Genomic DNA, 21,026 nt, shown 5'->3' with positions numbered 1-21,026 from the left:
AGTCCCCTGTGGGCGGGGTGTATCTCTCATCTGGGTAGAACCTACGGCAGTGACTGGAGGGAAGTCAGGCGGATTCGCGTCCCGTCATGTACCCCGCACACCTTCTTCACACGGCCTGACGCCCGCCGCCCCAGCCTGTGAATCATCAACGATGAAAGGGCTGGGGCGGGTGGGACGCATGGGGCGCGGCTCCTGTGCGGGAGCCGAGAGTTCCGTGTGGCCGGGAAGTACGGGAGGGGGTGGCTCAGATGCGTGCGAACGCCTGCTCGATGATGTCGAGGCCCTCGGACAGCAGGTCGTCCCCGATGACCAGCGGGGGCAGGAAGCGGAGGACGTTGCCGTAGGTGCCACAGGTCAGGACCAGCAGCCCCTCCTGGTGGCAGGCCTTGGCGAGCGCGGCCGTCGCCTCCGGGTTCGGCTCCTTGGTCGTGCGGTCCTTGACCAGCTCGATGGCGATCATCGCGCCGCGTCCGCGCACATCGCCGATGATGTCGAACTTCTCGGCCATGGCGCCGAGCCGGGCCTTCATCACGGCCTCGATGTTCTTGGCCTTGGCGTTGAGGTCGAGCTCCTTCATGGTCTCGATCGCGCCGAGCGCGCCGGCGCAGGCGACCGGGTTGCCGCCGTACGTACCGCCGAGCCCACCGGCGTGCGCGGCGTCCATGATCTCGGAGCGACCGGTGACGGCGGCGAGCGGCAGCCCGCCCGCGATCCCCTTCGCGGTCGTGATGAGATCCGGGACGACACCCTCGTCCTCGCACGCGAACCACTGACCCGTACGGCAGAACCCGGACTGGATCTCGTCGGCGACGAAGACGATCCCGTTGGCCTTGGCGAATGCGCTCAGCGCGGGCAGGAAGCCCTTCGCCGGCTCGATGAAGCCGCCCTCGCCGAGGACCGGCTCGATGATGATCGCGGCGACGTTGTCGGCCCCGATCTGCTTGTTGATCATGTCGATGGCCTGCGCGGAGGCCTCGGCACCGGCGTTGTCGGGACCGGTCGGCCAGCGGTAGCCGTAGGCGACGGGAACGCGGTACACCTCGGGTGCGAACGGGCCGAACCCGTTCTTGTACGGCATGTTCTTCGAGGTCAGCGCCATGGTGAGGTTGGTGCGCCCGTGGTACCCGTGGTCGAACACGACGACGGCCTGCCGCTTGGTGTAGGCCCGCGCGATCTTGACCGCGTTCTCGACGGCCTCGGCGCCGGAGTTGAACAGCGCGGACTTCTTGGCGTGGTCGCCGGGCGTCAGCTCGGCGAGTGCCTCGGCGACCTCGACGTACCCCTCGTAGGGCGTGACCATGAAACAGGTGTGGGTGAAGTCGGCGAGCTGCGCGGTGGCACGGCGTACGACGGCCTCGGCGGAGGCGCCGACGCTCGTCACCGCGATACCGGAACCGAAGTCGATGAGGCGGTTCCCGTCGACGTCCTCGATGATCCCGCCGCCCGCGCGCGCGGTGAACACGGGCAGCACGGAACCCACACCGGCCGCGACCGCCGCGATACGGCGGGCCTGCAGCTCCTGGGACTTCGGGCCGGGGATCGCGGTGACGACGCGGCGCTCCTGCGGAAGTGCGGTCATGAGGGGCTCCTGGGGTGGTGCGGACGCTTACGCGCTGTCCTGTTTCGTTTTCTTCCTTTCTCGCAGGCTAGGACCGGGGGCGAGGGGTGGGCATGCTCCATGTGGGCGGTGTCGGCGCCGCGGGTTGTCCGTGGTGGACAGTGCCGGGTTCGCGGAGCTTGCGGTGGGCCCGGGCGCGTAAACGGTGAACTCCCCTTCTGGGCGCGTTAGATTGACTCGCTGACGGTGTACGGAACGGCTGGTCAAGGGGCGAGGGCGAGGGCGAGGACGATGGACAGCGACGGGGCGCGGGACGCGCGGGGTACGCATGCGAATCCTGTGCCGCGTCCGGCACGGCCCACGGAGGCGCCCGGAGTCCCGCCGAGGCCGACACACGCCCCGGGCGCGGCCGGCACCGCCGTGGCCGACTGGCTCAACGAGCCCCGGCCCGCCGCCGGCCCCGGAATCTGGCGGTTCGGGTACCGCGTGCCCAAGCCGGAGAAGAACACCGAGCGGCTGTCCCCGATCACCATCGTCGGCGTCCTCGTCCCGCTCGTCGTCGGCATGGTGCTGTGGTCGCTGTGGAAGCACGGCAGCATCCCGTACCAATGGGCGCTGCTGAAGGTGTTCACCCCGGGCGACTGGTGGTGGGCCGGCACCACGGCACCCAAGGGCAAGGGCTTCGACGCCGTGGCCGTGGCCGACGGCGTGTTCTTCGGCATCCTGGTCTACGGCATGGGGCGCCTGGGGAGCTGGCCGGAGATCGTCCGGCACCTCGTCACGCGCCGCCCGCAGCCGGCCCGGGCACTGCTCGCGCTGCTGGGCGCCGTGGTCGCGGAGAACCTGGTCGTGATCCCGAGCGTCTACGACGTCGGCTGGAACGCGCTTCCGGTGGCCGGTCCCGTCTACCACCTCATCAACCTCTTCCCGGGCGGCTACGACTTCATCTCCACACCGCTGACGGGCAACCTGCTCTACGTCGTCATCGGCGTACTGCTCCTGTGGCCGTTCGCCCGGATCGGCGGCTGGCTGCCACTTCTCCGGGAGCGGCACGCACCGAGCGAGCCGGCCGCCGAGCCGGCACCGACCGACGGGTCACGAGCCCACTGGCCCGAGCTGCGGGAGGCGGGGCAGTTCGAGGCCGCGGACGTCCTCACCCACGAGGTGCTGGCGGGCCGGATGAACGACGTGGACTGCGCGCGCGTCGACCACGCCTGGAAGCGGGCCCGGCGGACCGGCGACCTCTCCTCCTTCACCCGCACCGTGCTGCGGGCCGCCGGCGGTGCCTGGACCCACCCCTCCGGCTCCCGTGACCTGCCCGGCCGTATCGCCCGGCACGACCTGCTCGCCGGACAGGTGCGGATCGGGACCTGGGCGGCCGGTGAGCGCACCGCGCTCGCCTACCGCGGCGTCGGCACCGCGCTCGGCCCGGACACGCTGGGCACCTCGCTGCTCGTCGTCGGACCCTCGGGCTCCGGCAAGACACGGCACGTGGTGCGGCCGTTGGTCGAGAACCTCACCCTTCAGGCCCTCACCGGCCGGTGCGCCGTCGTCGCGGTGTGCGCGGCCGGTGCGCCGCTCGGCCCGGACGACGCCTTCGACGTGATCGTCCGCGTCGGGGACCCGGCGTCCGTCCACGACCTCGACCCGTACGCCGAGTCGGGCGACCCCGACGAGGCCGCCGCCCTGCTCGCGGAGGCCCTGGTCGGAGACCTCGACACCGTGGACACACAGCGTGCCGCCGGCGCCCTGGCCCAGCTCCTCGGGCCCTACCGGGCCGCGTACGGAAGGTTCCCCGCACTGCCCGTGCTGCGCGAACTCCTGGAGGGCGAGCCGAGGGCCCTGGCGGAACTGAGCGGGGCGCTCACCGACGACGGACACGCCATGATGCGGCGCGAACTCGACTCCCGCATGCGCCATTCCGGCGGTGGCAACGACCCCGGCCAAGACCTCGCCGACCGGCTCGCGCTGCTCGACCGCCCGGTGTTCGCCGAGTTCTTCGGAGCGGGTGGCGGGACCGCGCGGCCGTTCTCGCTGCGGGCCGTCGCCCACCATCCGCTGCGGGTCCGTATCGACCTGCCCGAGCACGGGCACGACGAGGCGGCCAAGGTACTCACCCGGCTGGTCCTCGCGCAGTTCACCGCGCTGGTGCGCGGCCGTGAGCGCGGGCACTTCGCCTGCCTCGTGCTCGACGACGCCACCGGCACCGTGACCACCGAGTCACTGCGCCGGATCCAGCGGCTGCGCTCCGAGGACGCGGGTGTCGTCCTCGCCCTGCGCACCGTCGGCGACGTGCCCGAGGCCCTGCACGGCCCGCTGTACGGCGCGGTCGGCTGCCGGATGGCACTGGCCGGCGTCACCACCTGGGACGGCAGCCGCTTCGCGCAGGCCTGGGGCACCGAGTGGGTGGAGACCACGGACGTCGCCAAGCACACCGTCTTCGCCGACCAGCCCATGACCCGCGCCATCCACGCCCTCCGCAAACTGATCACCGGCAAGGCCGTGACCACGGAGGCCGTCACCGTCCGCCAGGTCGAGCGGGAACGCTGGTCCGCGTCCGAACTGGCGCACGGTGTGCCGGCCGGGCACGCGGTGCTGTCGCTGACCAGCGTGAAGGGGGAACACGCGCCTCCGCTGCTGGTGGATCTGCGCGGGCAGGGGCACTGAACCGGACATACGGGGGCGTCACGACCGTACGGTGAGGCAGAATTGCGGCAGGCCGTTCGTACGCGACGGCCAAAAGATCGCACTGATCGCCCACGCCTGATCTTCCTCGACTGAAGGCCCCATGCCCCCCACCCTCGCCTCCCTCGTCCACCACTCCGCGCTCAAGCTCACCGTGCGCGCCGGCGAGGACCGCCTGGACGTGCCCGTGCGCTGGGCGCATGTCAGTGAACTGGCCGACCCGGTGCCGTACATGGAGGGCGGGGAACTGCTGCTGATCACCGCGTTGAAGCTGGACGCGGAGGACCCCAAGGCCATGCGGCGGTATGTGAGGCGGCTGGTGGGGGCGGGGGTCGTGGGGCTCGGGTTCGCCGTTGGGGTCAACTACGACGAGATCCCGAAGGCGTTGGTCGACACGGCGGAGGAAGAGGGGCTGCCGCTGCTCGAAGTGCCCCGGCGGACCCCGTTCATCGCGATCAGCAAGGCCGTCTCCGCCGCCATCGCCGCCGACCAGTACCGGGCCGTGACCGCCGGATTCGCCGCTCAGCGCGAGCTGACCAGGCAGGCTCTCGCGGACGGTCCGCAGGGGCTGCTCACCGTGCTCGCCGCGCAGGTCGACGGGTGGGCCGCGCTCTACGACACGTCCGGCGCCGTCGTCGCCACCGCACCGGAGTGGGCCGGCCGCCGGGCCGCCCGGCTCACGGCGGACGTGGAACGGCTGCGGGAGCGCCCCGCGCCGGCCTCCTCCGTGGTGGGCCTCCCGGACAACGAGGACCGCGTCGAACTGCACTCCCTGGGCACCGGACGCCGGCCGAAAGCCGCCCTCGCGGTGGGCACGGCCGCCGCGCTCGGGACGGCGGAACGGTACGCCGTCCACTCGGCGATCGCGCTCCTGACCCTCACCACCGAACGCTCACGGTCCCTCCAGGCCGCCGAGCAGCGGATCGGCGCGGCGGTGCTGCGGATGCTGCTCGCCGGACAGCCGGACCATGCCCGGGCGGTCGCCGGGGACCTGTTCGGACCGCTCCTCGACGCGCCGTTCCGGGTGATCGTGGGGGAGGGCACCGGTACGGACCGCGACCCGCTGGGCGGGCTCGCCGAGGTCGTGGAGTCGGCGGCGGCACGTGCCGGGGAGGCCGTGCTCGTCGTACCGGAAGGGCCGCACGAATCGGAGCGGCTGGTCGTGCTCGCCGTCGACGGCGGCGCGGCCGTCGAGGCCTGCCGCGAGTACACGGCGGCGCTGGAGGCCGAGCGCGCCTCCTCGGAGGTGCGGGAGCAGGCCGAGGACGACGGCCCGGTCGTGGGACTCTCCGCACCGGCCGGCCCCATCGCCGCCGCTGCCGCCTACAAGCAGGCCGAGCAGGCGCTGTCGGTGGCCCGGCGGCGCGGGCGGGTCTTCGTCGAGCACGAGGAACTGGCCGCCGGGTCGGTGCTGCCGCTGCTCGCCGACGACGCGGTACGGGCCTTCGCGGACGGGTTGCTACGGCCGCTCTCCGAGCACGACGCGACCGGGCGCGGGGACCTGGTCGCCTCGCTGCGGGCATGGCTGTCCCGGCACGGCCAGTGGGACGCGGCGGCGGCCGACCTCGGGGTGCACCGGCACACCCTGCGGTACCGGATGCGGCGGGTGGAGGAGATCCTCGGCCGGTCCCTCGACGATCCGGACGTACGGATGGAGCTGTGGCTTGCCTTGAAGGCGACAGCCGCCACGGAGTGACGGGCCCTGCCGAACTGTACTGTTCCCGTCCGGCACCACTACGACTCGGCTAAACGCACCGCGGCCTCCCCGCACCTACGGTTGACCGAGAAGCCCCAAGACCACCCCCAACGCGGAAGGGCCGGGACATGACTTCCACCCACGCCTTCTGGCTCGCCGGCCGTCAGGCCAACGGCGAGGACACCTTCGACGTCACCTCCCCGTGGGACGGACGCCTCGTCGGCAAGGTCAGCGTGCCGACCGACGCCCAGGTCGAGGAGGCGGTGGCCGCCGCGTACGCCGTACGGGACGAGTTCGCCGCGACCCCCGCCCACGTCCGCGCCGCCGCCCTCGACCACGTCAGCCGGCGGCTGGCCGAGCGCACCGAGGAGATCGCGCAGCTCATCTCCGCCGAGAACGGCAAGCCCATCAAGTGGGCGCGCGGCGAGGTCGGCCGGGCCGTGTCCGTGTTCCGGTTCGCCGCCGAGGAGGCCCGGCGTTTCAACGGCGGCGAGGCCCAGCGCCTCGACACCGACGCCGGCGGCCAGGGCCGTCTCGCCCTGACCCGCCGCTTCCCGAAGGGCGTCGTCCTCGGCATCGCGCCCTTCAACTTCCCGCTGAACCTGTGCGCCCACAAGATCGCCCCCGCGATCGCGGCCGGCGTGCCGATCATCCTCAAGCCGGCCCCGGCCACCCCGCTCTCCGGCCTGATCATCGGCGACCTGCTCGCCGAGTCCGAACTGCCCGCCGGCGCGTGGAGCATCCTGCCGGTCGCCAACGACCACATGCCCGCCCTCGTCCAGGACGAGCGGCTCCCGGTGATCTCCTTCACCGGTTCGGAGAAGGTCGGCTACGCGATCATGGACTCGGTGCCGCGCAAGCACTGCACCCTGGAACTGGGCGGCAACGGCGCGGCCGTGGTCCTCGGGGACTACTCCTCCGACGCCGACCTCGACTGGGCCGCGACCCGTATCGCCACCTTCTCCAACTACCAGGGCGGCCAGTCCTGCATCTCCGTGCAGCGGGTCATCGCGGACACGGCCGTCTACGACCGTCTCCTCCCGCGCATCGTCGCAGCCGTCGAGGCCCAGGTCACCGGTGACCCGGGCGATGCCAAGACGGACGTCGGACCGCTGGTCAGCGAGGCCGCCGCGCAGCGCGTCGAGTCGTGGGTCCAGGAGGCCGTCGACGCCGGCGCCACCCTCCTCACCGGCGGCAAGCGCGACGGCGCCTCGTACGCGCCGACCGTGCTGACGGACGTACCCGCCGATGTGACGATCTCCTGCGAGGAGGTCTTCGGACCGGTGCTCACCGTGACGAAGGTGGACGGCGAGGCCGCCGCCTTCGCCGCCGCCAACGACTCCAAGTACGGCCTCCAGGCAGGGGTGTTCACCCACGACGTGCAGGTCGCCTTCCGCGCCCACCGCGCGCTTGAGGTCGGCGGTGTCGTGATCGGCGACGTCCCGTCCTACCGCGCGGACCAGATGCCCTACGGCGGCGCCAAGCAGTCCGGTGTCGGCCGCGAGGGCGTGAAGTTCGCGATGGACGACTACACCTACGAGCGGGTGCTGGTGCTGACGGGCCTCGCGCTCTGACCGTTCTCTCACCCGACAGCCCTAGCTAATGGGAACCATTTTCATATAGTCTCGCCGCAGCGGGCCCGGCACCGATGCCTTCCGGTGCCGGGCCCCTGCTTTCCGCCGGCCTGCTTCCGGACCCTCAGCCGGAGAAGCCGACGTGCGCGAGCCGCAACGGGCCGCGCAGCCTGATGTGCACGTCGTGCACGCCCTCGGCGACGATCCCGGCGCCGAGAGTGGTGTAGTCGTACGGGCCCGACGTCGGGGCGGGCAGGGCGAGTCGGGCCAGTGTCGGGCCGCCGTCGAAGGACAGTTCTACGGCCCCTTCGCCCGCCACCTCCACGGTCACCTCCGTGACCCCGGTGCCGAAGTCGCAGTGCCGGTACGTCAGTTCGGCCGTACCGCCGCCCACCGCGGTCACCGCGTCGCCCGCCGCCTTTGTCCGGTCGACGAGCTCGCCGCCCGACTGCTCGTCGAAGTCGGCCGCGGGCAGGCCCCGTTGGAGGAGATCGCGGGGTGCGGCGGGCTCACCGGTGAGCGTCACCGTCGTCCGCAACCGGACGTCCTCGCTGGAGGCGCCGACGAAGAGGTCGTACAGACCGGATTCGAGACGTCGGCCGCCGCGCTTCACGTCCCAGAACTCGAAGGCGGACAAGGGGACTTCGAAGGAGAGCCGCGCCGTCTCGCCCGGAGTGAGACGCACGCGGCGGTGCGCGACCAGTTCACTGAGAGGGCGGGTGGCCGACGGGTCCACCGCGCTGCTGTACACCTGCGCGACCTCGTCGGCCGTCACGTCCCCGGTGTTGGTGACCGTGAACTCCACGTGCACCGCGCCGAGTTCGGCCCGGGTGCTCAGGTCGCCGTACGAGAAGGACGCGTACGACAGGCCGTGGCCGAACGGGAACAGGGGCGTGCCCTCGAAGTAGAGGTACGTCTGACCGCTGCCGATCACGTCGTAGTCGAGGAGGCCGGGCAGGTCGGTGTCGGCCGCGTACCAGGTCTGGGGGAGGCGGCCGGCGGGGGAGACGTCGCCGGCGAGGACGCGGGCCAGGGCGGTGCCCGCCGCCTGGCCGCCGTGGGCGGTCCACAGCATCGCGGGGAGGCCGGGGAGGCCGGGGAGTTCGGAGGGGTCGACCGTGTACGGATACGCGGAGACCAGGGCCAGCACCGTGTTCGGGTTCGCGGTGCGGGCCGCGCGCAGCAAACGCCGCTGCTGGGGCGGGAGTTGGAGCGTCGTACGGTCCTCGGTCTCGCGGCCGTTGATGTGCGGGTCGTTGCCCGCGACGACGAGCACCACGTCGGCCGCCTCGGCTACCCGGGCCACCGCCTCCTCGCCGCGCTCGGCGACCACCGGTTCGAAGACTTCTCCGCCGTCGTCGGCAACCTTCACGCCGTCGGCGGCGACAGAGACGTGGCGACCCGTACCGATGTGCAGCAGGAGGTGACCGTTCTCGTGGGGTTCCAGGCGGAATGTCTCCTGGACGACCCAGCCGCCGGGCTGGTCGGCGGAGGCGCGCACGTATCCGTCCTCGGCGACCGAGAGGTAACGGCCGTCGGGGGCGCGGAGGGTGAGGACGCCCTCGCCCCAGTCGACGAGCGCGAATTCGGTGCCGGTGGTGTCGGTGGTGAGCGGCGGGAGGTCGGTACGGCCCGCGAGGAGGGCGGGGTCCAACGCGCCCTCGGCGCCGCGCACTTCGTCGGGCACGTCCGCCAACGGAACGTGCAGGTAGGCGCCTTGGGAGGTCTTCAGCCGGACCCGGTCCACGCCCTCCGCGAACTCGACGCGCTCGGCGCCGAATCGCTCGTACACGCCCTCCAGCGGGGTGGAGCGGTGCATCAACGTGCCGCTGTACCAGTCGAGTTTGCACTCGTCCGCGAGCAGCCCGACCACGGCGAGACGGGTGTCGTGGGCGAGGGGCAGCAGGTCGCCGGTGTTCTTGAGGAGGACGACCGCCTGCTCGGCGGCCTCTTGGGCGAGGGCCCGGTGCGCCGGGGTGTCGAAGTCCTCGATGCCCGCGTGCGGGTCGTGCGCCGGGTCGAACTCGCCGAGCCGGAACCGGACCGACAGCTGGCGGCGGACCGCCACGTCGATGTCCGCCTCCGTCAACAGGCCCTGTTCCACGGCCCCTTGGACCCGCGCCACGATCGTCGAGCCGTCCGTGCCGTGGTCGGTGAAGCTGTCCACGCCGGCGAGCAGCGAGGCCGCAGTCGCCTCCTCGTGGGTGTCGAAGTAGTGCTCGGAGTCCACCAGGTTGGAGGGCGCTCCCGCGTCCGAGCAGACCAGCAGGTCCTCGTCGGTCCAGGTGCGCAGTTGCTCGCGCAGGTACGGCGAGACGTGGTTGGGGCGGCCGTTGACCAGGTTGTACGCGGGCATCACCCCGGCCACCGCGCCCGCCTCGACCGTCTCGCGGAACGCGCGCAGGTCGTACTCGTGCAGCACGCGCGGGCGGACGGAGGACGAGGTGATGTCGCGGCCCGTCTCGTTGTTGTGCGCCAGCCAGTGCTTGAGGACGGGGGCGGTGCGCCAGTACGTCGGGTGGTCGCCGCGCAGGCCGCGCGTGTACGCGGTGGCGATCGCCGAGGTCAGCCTCGGGTCCTCCGAGTAGCCCTCCTCGTTACGGCCCCACAGCGGGTGGCGCAGCAGGTTCACCGTGGGGGCCCAGACGTTGAGGCCCACGCGGTCGTCGCGGGCGCGCATCGCGCGGACCTCCTTGGACACCGCGTCGCCGACCCGGCGTACGAGCTCCTCGTTCCAGGTCGCGCCCAGGCCCACCGCCTGCGGGAAGACCGTCGCCGGGCCCATCCACGCCACCCCGTGCAGGGCCTCCTGGCCGGTGCGGAACGCGGCGACGCCCAGACGCTCCACGGCGGGCGCGTACTGGTGCAGAAATCCGATCTTCTCGTCGGGGGTGAGCCGTGCCAGCAGATCGTCGATGCGCTTCGCGAACGGCAGCTGCGGGTCGCGGAAAGGCGGCGTAGGCGGCGTTTGTGCGGTCACGTGGGGTTCCCCTTGCGATGGAGCGGCGCGGCTCTTTCGAAGCGCTTCGATGCTGATTCGACGAGGAGCGGGTGTCAAGAGACCTTCACCGTTATTTCAAGCAGCGCATACGGACAGGTCACCCCCTACACCTCGGAGGAATCTTGGAAGCGACCCTTGTGCACCCTCGGGCGTTCACTTAACCTCGCAGCAACATCGAAGCGCTTCGACTAAGTGCTCTGTTCCACTCAAGACACCGCAGCCGACGGCTCCACCGCCGGGTGTCCTGGTGCGCCATGAAGGGTTGACGCAATGACGCCGAACGCCTCCGCCGCCTCCGCTCCCAGCCGGAGAAGCTTCCTCGCCTCCACGGCGGTCGTCGCCGCAGCGGTGGCGGGAGGGGTACCGCTGCTCTCCGCCTGCGGCGCCTCGGACAGCGGCTCGGGCGGGGGGAGTTCGCAGGGCAAGGGCGTCAAGAAGCTGCTGCCGGCGTTCGTCGCCGGCAATGTGGTGACCCCGGACATCGCCTCCAAGAACGGCTCCTCGGTCGGCTTCACCAGCAAGCTCGACCTCGCCACGCTGAAGACGTCGGTGCCGAAGAAGCTCGGCAAGGGCGGCAAGGTCTCCATCATGTCGCCGTTCTGGGGCTCCCCGCCGAAGAGCGACAACGCCTACTACAAGGCGATGAACGCGCTGATCGGCGTCGACGTGGCCTGGCAGAACCAGGACGGCAACACCTACGACCAGAAGCTCGGCGCGGTCCTCGCCTCCAGCGACATCCCGGACGTCGTGGTCGTCCCCGGCTGGAACATGGGCGGCAAGATACCCAGCGCCATCATCGGCAAGTTCGCCGACCTCGGCCCCTACCTCTCCGGGGACAAGGTCAAGGACTACCCGAACCTCGCGGCGATCCCGTCCGACGCCTGGCAGCGCTGCATCTTCGGCGGCAAGTTGCGCGGACTGCCGATGCCGTCCTCGTACGTGCCCAACATCGTGCCGCTCTACCGCAAGGACATCTTCGACAAGGAGGGGTACCAAGTCCCCACCTCCGCCGACGAGTTCATGGCGCTGGCCAAGGAGATCACCAACGCCAAGGCCAAGCGCTGGGCCTGCATGGACATGAAGTGGACGGCCTTCAACGCCTGGGGCGTGCTCTCCGGCAGCGAGAAGTCGCTCGGCTGGAACCTCGTCGACGGCAAGCTGGTCAACCGCATCGAGACCCCGGAGTACCTCGAAGCGCTGGAGTGGACCCGCAAGCTGTTCGCCGCCGGAGTCGTCCACCCCGACGCCAAGCTCGGCAAGAGCCAGGCCACCGACCCCGGGCCCAAGTTCGCCGCCGGCGAGTTCCTCATCTACAACCAGGACATCTCGCAGTGGTGGAGCCGCACCGCCGAACAGGCCACCCAGAACCCGGACTACAAGATCTGGGGCATGGACATCTTCGCCCACGACGGCGGCGACCCGACCTTCTGGGCCGGCGAACCGGCCGGCATCTTCGCCTTCATCAGCAAGAAGGCCTCCGAGTCCGTCATCCATGACGCGCTGGCCGTCGCCAACGTCACCGCCGCGCCGTACGGCACCAAGGAGTACATGCTCACCAACTACGGCGTGGAGGGCACCCATTACACCGTCAAGAACGGTGTGCCGACCAAGACCGACCAGGGCAACAACGAGGTCATCAACGCCTACGTCATGGTCGCCAGCCCCGCCTCGACCATCGCTCACCCCGACTTCCCCGAGGTCGCCAAGGCACAGGTCGAGTGGCAGCAGCGGATGGGCGCCTTCACGAAGAAGTCGAGCTTCTACGGTCAGCAGATCACCGAGCCGAGCCGCTACACCAACCTTTCCAACGACTTCGAGCAGTTGGAGGACGACATCACCCGGGGCCGCAAGAAGATCAGCGACATGCAGCAGGCCGTGTCGGACTGGAAGAGCAAGGGCGGCGACCAACTCCGCGCCTGGTACCAGAAGTTGCTCGACGACAACGGCACCGCGACGAGCTGACCGGGTACCGAGGCAAGGAGAACGGCCGTGTCCCACAGCACGGTGCCTCGGAGCAGGACCGAGGCCGACACGACGGGCAAGTCCCCGGTGGCGTCCGGCGGTGCCACCGGCACCCGGCCCAACCGCCCCAAGGGAAAGCTGAGTTGGCGCCTCAGGTTCAGACGCGACCGCGTCCTGCTCCTGATGACCCTGCCGGCCGTCCTGCTCATCCTGGTCTTCAACTACCTGCCGATCCTGGGCAACATCGTCGCCTTCGAGGACTACGACCCCTACGTCAGCGACAACGGCATCGTCTCGATGCTGCACAGCCCCTGGGTCGGCCTGGAGAACTTCCAGCAGATCTTCGCGGACTCCGCGTTCTGGAGCGCCGTACAGAACACGCTCGTCCTGTTCTTCCTCCAGCTGATCCTGTTCTTCCCGATCCCGATCCTGCTCGCGCTGCTCATCAACAGCGTGGTCAGGCCCCGGGTCCGGGCGCTCTCCCAGGCCATCCTCTACCTCCCGCACTTCTTCTCCTGGGTGCTGGTCATCGCCGTCTTCCAGCAACTCCTGGGCGGGGCAGGGCTGTTCTCGCAGCTCCTGCGGCAACACGGCTTCGACGGCCTCGACGTGATGACCGACCCCAACACGTTCAAGTTCCTGGTCACCGCGCAGAGCGTGTGGAAGGACGCGGGCTGGGGGATCATCGTCTTCCTCGCCGCGCTGTCCTCCGTCAGCCCCGACCTCTACGAGGCCGCCGCGATGGACGGCGCCGGCCGCTGGCGCCGCATGTGGCACGTCACGCTGCCCGCACTCCGACCGGTGATCGCACTGCTTCTGGTCCTCCGCGTGGGCGATGCGCTGACCGTCGGCTTCGAACAGATCCTGCTCCAACGCGACGCCGTGGGACCCGGAGCGGCGGAGGTCCTCGACACCTTCGTCTGGTGGAACGGCGTCCGCAACCAGGACTTCGGCTACGCGGCCGCCGCCGGACTCGTCAAGGGCGTGATCAGCCTCGGCCTGGTCCTCGCCGCGAACAAAGTGGCCCACCTCATGGGCGAGCAGGGGGTGTACAAGAAGTGACCGCCGTCATCGACAAGCCCGTCGATCCCGTCAAGTCCGTACGACAGCCCGGTCGTTGGGCCGCGCCGCCTCGCCCGACCTGGGAGGAGGAACCCAGCAGGGCCGGGCTGGCCGGCAAAGGCCTCGTCCTCACCCTCGCCTGCCTCGGCATCCTCTTCCCGCTCTGGATCGTCCTCGTCACCAGCCTCTCCTCGCGCAAGACCATCGACCAGGCGGGCGGTCTGGTCATGGTGCCCAAGGGCATCACCTTCGTCGCCTACCAGGAACTCCTCAGCGGCGGCCAGGTCACCCGCGCGGCGGTCATCAGCGTCCTCATCACCGTCGTCGGCACGGCGTTCTCCATGACGGTGTCCGTCCTGTGCGCCTACGGCCTCTCCCGTATCGGCTCGCTCGGGCACCGGTGGATCCTGATGCTGCTGCTCGCCACGATGTTCTTCAGCGCCGGGCTCATTCCGACCTACCTGCTGGTGCAGTCGCTCGGTCTCACCGACAGCTATCTCGCGCTGATCCTGCCGAGTGCGCTCAGCGTGTTCAACATCCTTGTGCTGCGCGGGTTCTTCATGGGCATCTCGCAGGAACTCATCGACAGCGCGCGGATTGATGGTGCCGGTGATTTCCGGATTCTGTGGCAGATCGTGATGCCCTTGTCGCGTGCGGTGCTGGCCGTTATCACGCTGTTCTACGCCGTGGGGTATTGGAGCGCCTGGTTCAACGCGTCTCTGTATCTCAATGACCAGGACATGATGCCGTTGCAGAACGTCATGATCCAGCTGGTGCAGAAGCAGGAGGCTCCGGTGGGGCTGGGGCAGGCGATCAAGACGGGGGAGTTGTCGGGGCTGGCCGTGCAGATGGCGGTCATGGTGATGGCTTTGCTGCCGGTGGCTGTGCTTTCGCCGTTCGTGCAGCGGCATTTCAAGAAGGGGATGCTGACAGGCGCCGTTAAGGGCTGAATCGGTTGTGTTTTGGCTGCGGGCGCGTTGGGGCTGGTCGCGCCCACGCGGCGGAGCCGCAAATCGATACAGCCCCGCGCCCCTTAAAAGCAAGTCTCCTCACCCCATCTCATACAGCGAGGTATGCGCATGCTTGCGTCCCGACTGAGCCGCCGGGCCGTTCTTGCCGGGACCGCGGCTGCCGCCGCGCTCACCGCCGTGCCTGGTATCACCGCGAAGGCACATGCAGCCGAAGCGCCCTCCTACCGCTGGCGCAACGCCACCATCGGAGGCACCGGATTCGTCACCGGCGTCCTCTTCCACCCTTCCGTCCGCGGTCTCGCCTACGCCCGTACCGACATCGGTGGTGCCTACCGCTGGGACGACCGGACCGCGCGCTGGACCCCGCTCACCGATCAACTCGGCTGGGACGACTGGAATCTCCTCGGGGTGGAGGCCCTCGCCGTCGATCCGGCACACCCGAACCGGCTCTACCTCGCCGTCGGCACCTACGCCCAGTCCTGGGCGAGCAACGGAGCGATCCTGCGCTCCGAGGACCGGGGCGCCACCTGGACCCGTACCGACCTCGCCGTGAAGCTCGGTGGCAACGAGGACGGGCGCGGTGCCGGGGAGCGGCTGCTCGTCGACCCGCGTGACAGTGACACCCTGTGGCTCGGCACCCGGCACGACGGGCTGCTCAAATCGGCCGATCGGGGGGCCACTTGGGCAGCCGTCAGCGACTTCCCCGCTGTCGCGAGCGCGTCCGGCCAGGGCGTCACCTTCCTCGTCGCCGTCGGTCGTGCCGTCTACGCCGGGTGGGGTGACGGCGACGGGAGCGCGACCGCCGTCAACCTCTACCGCACCACCGACGGTTCCACCTGGGAGACCGTCCCCGGGCAGCCCACCGGCACCTCCGCCAAGGTCCCGATCCGCGCCGCCTACGACCGCCACGCCCGCGAGCTGTACGTGACGTACGCCGACGCACCCGGGCCCAACGGGCAGGCCGCCGGCAGTGTGCACAGGCTCGCGCCTGCCACCGGGCGCTGGACGGACGTCACCCCCGTCCAGCCCGGTGGCAGCGACACCTTCGGCTATGGCGGGGTCGCCGTCGACGCCCGTCGTGCGGGGACCGTCGTCGTCTCCACCAACAACCGCTGGGCGGCCGTCGACACCCTGTACCGGACCACCGACGGTGGCCTCACCTGGACGTCCCTCAAGGACTCCGCTGTCCTCGACGTGTCCGAGACTCCTTTCCTCAAGTGGGGTGCGGATGAGCCGAAGTTCGGCTGGTGGATCCAGGCCGTCGCCGTCGACCCGTACGACTCGAAGCACGTCGTCTACGGCACCGGCGCCACTCTCTACGGCACCCGTGACCTCACGCACTGGGCGCCGCGGATCCGTGGCCTGGAGGAGACGTCCGTGATCCAGCTGATCTCGCCCCCGGTCGGGGAGGCGCACCTGATCAGCGCATCGAGGGACATCGGCGTGATGTACCACGAGCGGCTCACGGCGTCTCCGTCGCGCGGCATGGCGACGAACCCCGTGTTCGGGTCGGCGACGGGAATCGCGCAGGCCGCGGGCAGGCCGGCGTATGTCGTCCGCACGGGCTGGGGCGACAACGGCAACGGTGCCTACTCGGACGACGGCGGCCGGACCTGGGCGCCCTTCGCTGCCCAGCCCTCCATCGCCCACGACGCACCGGGGCCGATCGCCACCGGCGCCGACGGCGGCACGCTGCTGTGGTCCTTCGTGCACTGGGACGGCACGAAGTACCCGGCTCACCGCTCGGCGGACAACGGCGCGACCTGGACCGAGATCTCCTCCTTCCCGAAGGGCGCCACGCCGGTCGCCGACCCGGCCGACCCGACGCTCTTCTACGCATACGACACCGACACAGGAACGCTATACGCCAGCACTGACAGTGGCCTTTCGTTCACTGCGCGTGCGGGCGGGCTGCCCGCCGGGGACAGCCAGTTCCAGCTGGTCGCGGCGCCGGGCAGGTCCGGTGACCTGTGGCTGAGCGTGAAGTGGAACGGGCTCTACCGGTCGGAGGACGGCGGCGCGAGCTTCGGCAAAGTCGCCAGCTGCTGGGCCTCCTACACCCTCGGCTTCGGCAGACCCGCCCCCGGCGCCGACTACCCGGCGATCTACCAGGTCGGCTCCACCGAGACCATCACCGCCGTCTACCGCTCCGACGACGAGGCGAAGACCTGGGCGCGGATCAACGACGACCGGCACCAGTGGGGTTGGACCGGGCAGTGCATCACCGGTGACCCGCGTGTGTACGGCCGGGTCTACCTCGCCACCAACGGGCGCGGCATCCAGTACGGGGAGCGGATCTGATGCCCCAGCTCGGTGACGCCACCCGTGGCCGTGTCCTCTTCGGCGGCGACTACAACCCCGAACAGTGGCCCGAGGAGACCTGGACCGAGGACGTCCGGCTGATGAAGGACGCCGGAGTCAACTCCGTCACCCTCGGCGTCTTCTCCTGGGCCAAGCTCGAACCCGAGCCCGGCGCACGGAAGTTCGGCTGGCTCGACCGGCTGATGGACCTGATGCACGACAACGGAATCGGGGTCGTACTCGCCACGCCCACCTCCTCCCCGCCGCCGTGGCTCGGCCGCCTCCACCCGGAGACCCTGCCCCGCGACGCCGACGGCCGGATCGAGTGGTGGGGCGGACGGCAGCACTTCTCGCACTCCAGCGCGGTCTACCGCCACCACGCCGCCGCCATCACCGAGGCCCTGGCCGCCCGTTACGCCGGCCACCCCGCCCTCACGATGTGGCACATCAACAACGAGTACTGCACCTTCGACTACGGCGACGAGGCCGCCGCCGCCTTCCGCCGCTGGCTGCGCGCCCGATACGGCACGCTCGACGCCCTCAACTCCGCCTGGGGCACGGCCTTCTGGAGCCAGGGCTACGACACCTGGGACGGCGTCCTGCCCCCGCGCCACGCCCACTACCTCAACAACCCCACGCACGTGCTCGACTTCCGGCGCTTCACCTCCGACATGCTCCTGGAGTGCTACACCGCCGAGCGGGACATCGTCCGCCGGCACACCCCGCACCTCCCGGTCACCACCAACTTCATGCCGCTGTGGGTCGGCCAGGACGCCTGGCGCTGGGCCGAGGAGGAGGACGTCGTCTCGGTCGACCTCTATCCCGACCCGCGCGATCCGCTCGGCGCCCAAAGTGCCGCCCTCGTGCAGGACTTGACCCGCTCGCAGGCGCGCGGCCCGTGGATGCTCATGGAGCAGGCGGCGGGACCGGTCAACTGGCGTGGGGTGAACCACCCGAAGCCGCGCGGCCTCAACCGCCTCTGGTCTCTCCAGGCCGTGGCCCGAGGCGCCGACGCCGTCTGCTACTTCCAGTGGCGCCAATCCCGGCAGGGCGCCGAGAAGTTCCACTCCGGGATGCTCGGCCACGCGGGAGAGCGGGGCCGCACCTTCCAGGAGGTCAAGCAGCTCGGCGCCGAACTCGCCCGCATAGGCGAGGGAGTGACGGACCGTCACATCACCTCCCGCATCGCGATCCTGCACGACTGGCACGCCTGGTGGGCCGGCGCCCAGGACGGCCGCCTCTCCACCGAGGTCGACCACCCCGAGATCGTCCGCGCCTGGCACCGTGCCCTCTGGGAATCCCACCTCACCACCGACTTCGCCCACCCCGAACACGACCTGTCCACCTACGAGCTGGTCGTCGTCCCGCAGCTCTACCTCCTCACCGGCACCGCGATCGACAACCTCCTCGCCCACGTCCGCGGCGGCGGCACCCTCGTCTGCGGCTTCCTGACGGGGATCGCCGACGAGGACGACCGCGTCCGCCCCGGCGGCATGGACGCCCGCCTCCGCGACCTCTTCGGCATCCGCACCCTGCACGAGTGGTGGCCGCTGGACCCGGGGGAGACCGTCGAGTGCGAGGGCTTCCGAGGGACGCTCTGGTCGGAGGAGATCGAGCCCGAGGACGGCGCCGCCGACGAGGCGATCCCCTACAAGGGCGGGGAGTTGGACGGCCTGCCGGCCGTACTGCGCAAGGGCCGGGCCTGGTACGTCTCCACCCTCCCCGAGCCGTACGCGCTCCGCGCCCTGCTCGCCCGTGCCGCCGCCGAGGCGGGCGTCCGCCCAGTACTCGAAGGACTTCCGGCGGGCGTCGAGGCCGTACGACGCGGCGAACTCCTGTTCCTCCTCAACCACGGACGCGAACCGGTGACCGTCGAAGTCCCGGGCAGCTACGACGACTTGCTCACAGGCGCGACCGTCGAGGGCGAACTCACCCTCAGCCGCTACGGCGTGGCGGTGCTACGGCCATGACTGGTGGGCCCGCACTTGAGAGTCCCGTCCACGGGACGTGGGAACCCCTCCCCGCCGCCCGCTGGGAGGACGCCTACCTCAGTGGCAACGGCCATCACGGAGCCCTCATATTCGGTGATCCGGACGACGACCGTGTCATCGTCACTCACCACACCCTCGTCCGCCCGAACGGTGCCGAGCACGCCCGGCCGCCGCGCCTCGCCGCCGAACTCTTCGCGCTCCAGGAGCGGTTGCTCGCCGGTGACCTCACCGCCGCCGAGGACTTCACGGACGGGCGTCCGCTCCAGTGGGTTCAGCCCTTCCATCCCGCCTTTCAGACACGGCTGCGCAGCCGGTCGGCCGCCGGCGCGGAACGCGACTACCGCCGCTCCGTCGACTTCGCCACCGGTGAGGTCACGGCCCATCGCGGTGCATGGCGCAGCCGCGTCTTCGTCTCCCGCGCCGACGACGTGGTCGTCCAGCACGTCACGGCCGCCGACCTCACCCTCGATCTCACCCAGGAGCACCAACTCCCTGGGACACCGCCCAGGTTGACCGTCGGCCACGGCACGCTCCTCACCTCCGACGGCGCGCTGCTCAACCTCCGCGTCCGCTACCCCGACAGCGACCGCGCCTACACCGGGGTGACCCTGGCCGTGGTCACCGGTGGCACAACTCGACTCGCGCCAACCGGAGTTCGCATCGTCGGCGCCACCGAGGTCCTGCTCCTCACCCGGGTACGACGCCACACCGGCGAACTGGACGTCCCGGCGGAGACCCGCGCCCTGCGTGCCCTGCTGCCCGACGAGCGGCAGACCGGCGAAGGGCAGTCCTACGACACGCTCCTCGACCGCCACCTCGCCCTCCACCGCACGGCCTACCACCGCGTCACCCTCGATCTCCGGGGCGAAGCGACCGAACGGGCCCTTCCCGGCTCCGAGTTGCTCAAGCGGCCCACCAGCCCCGCGCTCCTGGAGCGGCTCTTCGCCGCGGGGCGGTACCACCTCCTCTCCGCCAGCGGTCTGCTCCCGCCCCGCCTCACCGGCCTGTGGACCGGCGACTGGGACACGGCGTGGTCCGGGGCGTTCACCAACGACGCGAACCTCAACCTCCAGACCGCCTCCGCCGTGAGCGCCGCCCTCCCCGAAGTCACGTACGCCCTCGCCTCCCTGATCCATCGTCAGCTCGACGACTGGCGGGAGAACGCCCGAGCCGTCTTCGGCGCCCGAGGCGTCGTCGCGCCCGCGCACACCGACGGCGAGTCGGGGCTGTCGTACCACTTCAGCCGGGAGTACCCGCTGCATCTGTGGACCGCCGGCGCCGACTGGCTGCTCAAGCCGCTCGTCGACCACGACGAGACCCGCGGCGCACGCGACTCCCGCACCGCCGCCGCACTCGCCGAAGTCGCCCTGTTCTACGAGGACTTCCTGACCCGTACCGACCCGGACGGGCACCTGGTCGTCCTCCCCTCCTACTCGCCCGAGAACCGTCCCTCGAACGGCAGTTGGGGCGCGATCAACGCGGCGATGGACCTCTCCGCCGCCCGGCACGCGCTGCGCACCGCAGCCGACTACCACCCGGGCACCCCGGAGGCCGACCGCTGGCGCGCCCTCGCCGACCGGCTGCCGCCGCACCGGGTCAACTCCAAAGGCGCGCTGGCCGAATGGGCCTGGCCGGGCCTCGACGACAGCTACGACCACCGCCACCTCAGCCACCTCTACGGTGTCTGGCCCCTCGACGAGATCAACCCCTACGACACCCCGGAACTCGCGAGAGCCGCCCATCGCGCGCTCCAACTCCGGGGCGCCGAGAACGACTCGGCGCACGGACACCTCCACCACGCGCTCGTCGCCGCCCGCCTCCGCGACGGCGAACGGGTCGCGCACGCTCTCGGCCAGGTCCTCGGCGGCGACTTCTTCCACGACTCGCTGATGAGCGCGCACTACCCGAACCGCGACGTCTACAACGCGGACGCCGCGCACACCCTGCCTGGTGTGCTGATCGAGACGCTGGTGCAGTCGACGCCGGACCGGCTGGTCCTGCTGCCCGCGCTGCCGGCGGCGTACCCGATGGGCCAACTCACTGGCGTGCGCACGAGGTTCGGGGCGGAGCTCGATCTGAGCTGGACGCCGGACACGGCCGTCGCGGTCCTGCGCCCCTCCCGCACCCACCGCGTCGAACTGCGGACTTCCTCCGGCACTCGGCCGCTCGAACTCGTCGCCGGAGAAGACCGCGTCCTCACCCTGGGGGCGCGGTAGCCACACGCA

General features: G+C 70.7%; 11 protein-coding genes. 9 read left to right on the top strand and 2 right to left on the bottom strand.

The genetic code is table 11. The features are described from left to right. Positions 1–244 precede the first annotated feature (244 nt). Complete coding sequence (gene gabT / locus ACQHII_RS14390; RefSeq protein ID WP_427919686.1) at positions 245–1,579, bottom strand: 4-aminobutyrate--2-oxoglutarate transaminase; 1,335 nt, start codon at positions 1,577–1,579, stop codon at positions 245–247. A 270-nt stretch (positions 1,580–1,849) separates the two neighbouring features. On the opposite strand from gabT, the gene ACQHII_RS14385 reads away from it, so the two are divergent. The 3 genes from ACQHII_RS14385 to ACQHII_RS14375 all read left to right on the top strand — a co-directional run bounded on the left by ACQHII_RS14385 (position 1,850) and on the right by ACQHII_RS14375 (position 7,513). Beyond that, positions 1,850–4,225, top strand: a complete 2,376-nt coding sequence (locus ACQHII_RS14385; protein WP_427919685.1) for an ATP/GTP-binding protein — start codon at positions 1,850–1,852, stop codon at positions 4,223–4,225. A gap of 121 nt (positions 4,226–4,346) precedes the next feature. Next, positions 4,347–5,939, top strand: coding sequence for a PucR family transcriptional regulator (locus ACQHII_RS14380; RefSeq protein ID WP_427919684.1), 1,593 nt, complete (start codon positions 4,347–4,349; stop codon positions 5,937–5,939). A 128-nt stretch (positions 5,940–6,067) separates the two neighbouring features. Continuing rightward, positions 6,068–7,513, top strand: coding sequence for an aldehyde dehydrogenase family protein (locus ACQHII_RS14375; protein WP_427919683.1), 1,446 nt, complete (start codon positions 6,068–6,070; stop codon positions 7,511–7,513). 124 nt (positions 7,514–7,637) lie between these two features. On the opposite strand, the gene ACQHII_RS14370 is transcribed toward ACQHII_RS14375, so the two are convergent. Continuing rightward, complete coding sequence (locus ACQHII_RS14370) at positions 7,638–10,493, bottom strand: glycoside hydrolase family 3 C-terminal domain-containing protein (protein WP_427919682.1); 2,856 nt, start codon at positions 10,491–10,493, stop codon at positions 7,638–7,640. Positions 10,494–10,784: 291 nt separating this feature from the next. On the opposite strand from ACQHII_RS14370, the gene ACQHII_RS14365 reads away from it, so the two are divergent. The 6 genes from ACQHII_RS14365 (at position 10,785) to ACQHII_RS14340 (ending at position 21,017) form a co-directional block, all read left to right on the top strand. Continuing rightward, positions 10,785–12,476 (top strand): extracellular solute-binding protein, encoded by a 1,692-nt coding sequence (locus tag ACQHII_RS14365; RefSeq protein ID WP_427919681.1) that lies wholly within the window; start codon positions 10,785–10,787, stop codon positions 12,474–12,476. A gap of 27 nt (positions 12,477–12,503) precedes the next feature. Beyond that, entirely contained in the window at positions 12,504–13,538 is a 1,035-nt protein-coding gene (locus ACQHII_RS14360; protein WP_427919680.1) for an ABC transporter permease, read from the top strand. Beyond that, a complete protein-coding gene (locus tag ACQHII_RS14355) occupies positions 13,535–14,488 on the top strand; it encodes a carbohydrate ABC transporter permease (protein WP_427919679.1) in 954 nt (317 codons plus the stop codon). Before ACQHII_RS14360 ends, ACQHII_RS14355 begins: the two co-directional genes overlap by 4 nt. 129 nt (positions 14,489–14,617) lie before the next feature. After that, positions 14,618–16,810, top strand: coding sequence for a 1,4-beta-glucanase (locus ACQHII_RS14350; protein ID WP_427919678.1), 2,193 nt, complete (start codon positions 14,618–14,620; stop codon positions 16,808–16,810). Then, the gene (locus ACQHII_RS14345) at positions 16,810–18,780 is read left to right on the top strand and encodes a beta-galactosidase (protein ID WP_427919677.1); all 1,971 of its coding nucleotides are present in this window, start codon (positions 16,810–16,812) and stop codon (positions 18,778–18,780) included. Before ACQHII_RS14350 ends, ACQHII_RS14345 begins: the two co-directional genes overlap by 1 nt. Continuing rightward, positions 18,777–21,017: a glycosyl hydrolase family 95 catalytic domain-containing protein gene (locus ACQHII_RS14340; protein ID WP_427919676.1), complete on the top strand. Its 2,241-nt coding sequence runs from the start codon at positions 18,777–18,779 to the stop codon at positions 21,015–21,017. The genes ACQHII_RS14345 and ACQHII_RS14340 overlap by 4 nt, the downstream gene beginning before the upstream one ends. The last annotated feature ends 9 nt before the right edge of the window (positions 21,018–21,026 follow it).

This window comes from Streptomyces sp. cg40 (assembly GCF_050320165.1).
In the GTDB taxonomy this organism is placed as follows: Bacteria; Actinomycetota; Actinomycetes; order Streptomycetales; family Streptomycetaceae; genus Streptomyces; species Streptomyces hokutonensis.
Note: the sequence above shows the minus strand (reverse complement) of the source record. Positions and strands in the feature narration are given on the sequence as shown.

Excerpts from the sequence above, each read along its gene's own strand:
- gabT (WP_427919686.1), bottom strand. The coding sequence starts at position 1,579 with ATGACCGCACTTCCGCAGGAGCGCCGCGTCGTCACCGCGATCCCCGGC.
- ACQHII_RS14385 (WP_427919685.1), top strand. The coding sequence starts at position 1,850 with ATGGACAGCGACGGGGCGCGGGACGCGCGGGGTACGCATGCGAATCCT.
- ACQHII_RS14380 (WP_427919684.1), top strand. The coding sequence starts at position 4,347 with ATGCCCCCCACCCTCGCCTCCCTCGTCCACCACTCCGCGCTCAAGCTC.
- ACQHII_RS14375 (WP_427919683.1), top strand. The coding sequence starts at position 6,068 with ATGACTTCCACCCACGCCTTCTGGCTCGCCGGCCGTCAGGCCAACGGC.
- ACQHII_RS14365 (WP_427919681.1), top strand. The coding sequence starts at position 10,785 with ATGACGCCGAACGCCTCCGCCGCCTCCGCTCCCAGCCGGAGAAGCTTC.
- ACQHII_RS14350 (WP_427919678.1), top strand. The coding sequence starts at position 14,618 with ATGCTTGCGTCCCGACTGAGCCGCCGGGCCGTTCTTGCCGGGACCGCG.
- ACQHII_RS14345 (WP_427919677.1), top strand. The coding sequence starts at position 16,810 with ATGCCCCAGCTCGGTGACGCCACCCGTGGCCGTGTCCTCTTCGGCGGC.
- ACQHII_RS14340 (WP_427919676.1), top strand. The coding sequence starts at position 18,777 with ATGACTGGTGGGCCCGCACTTGAGAGTCCCGTCCACGGGACGTGGGAA.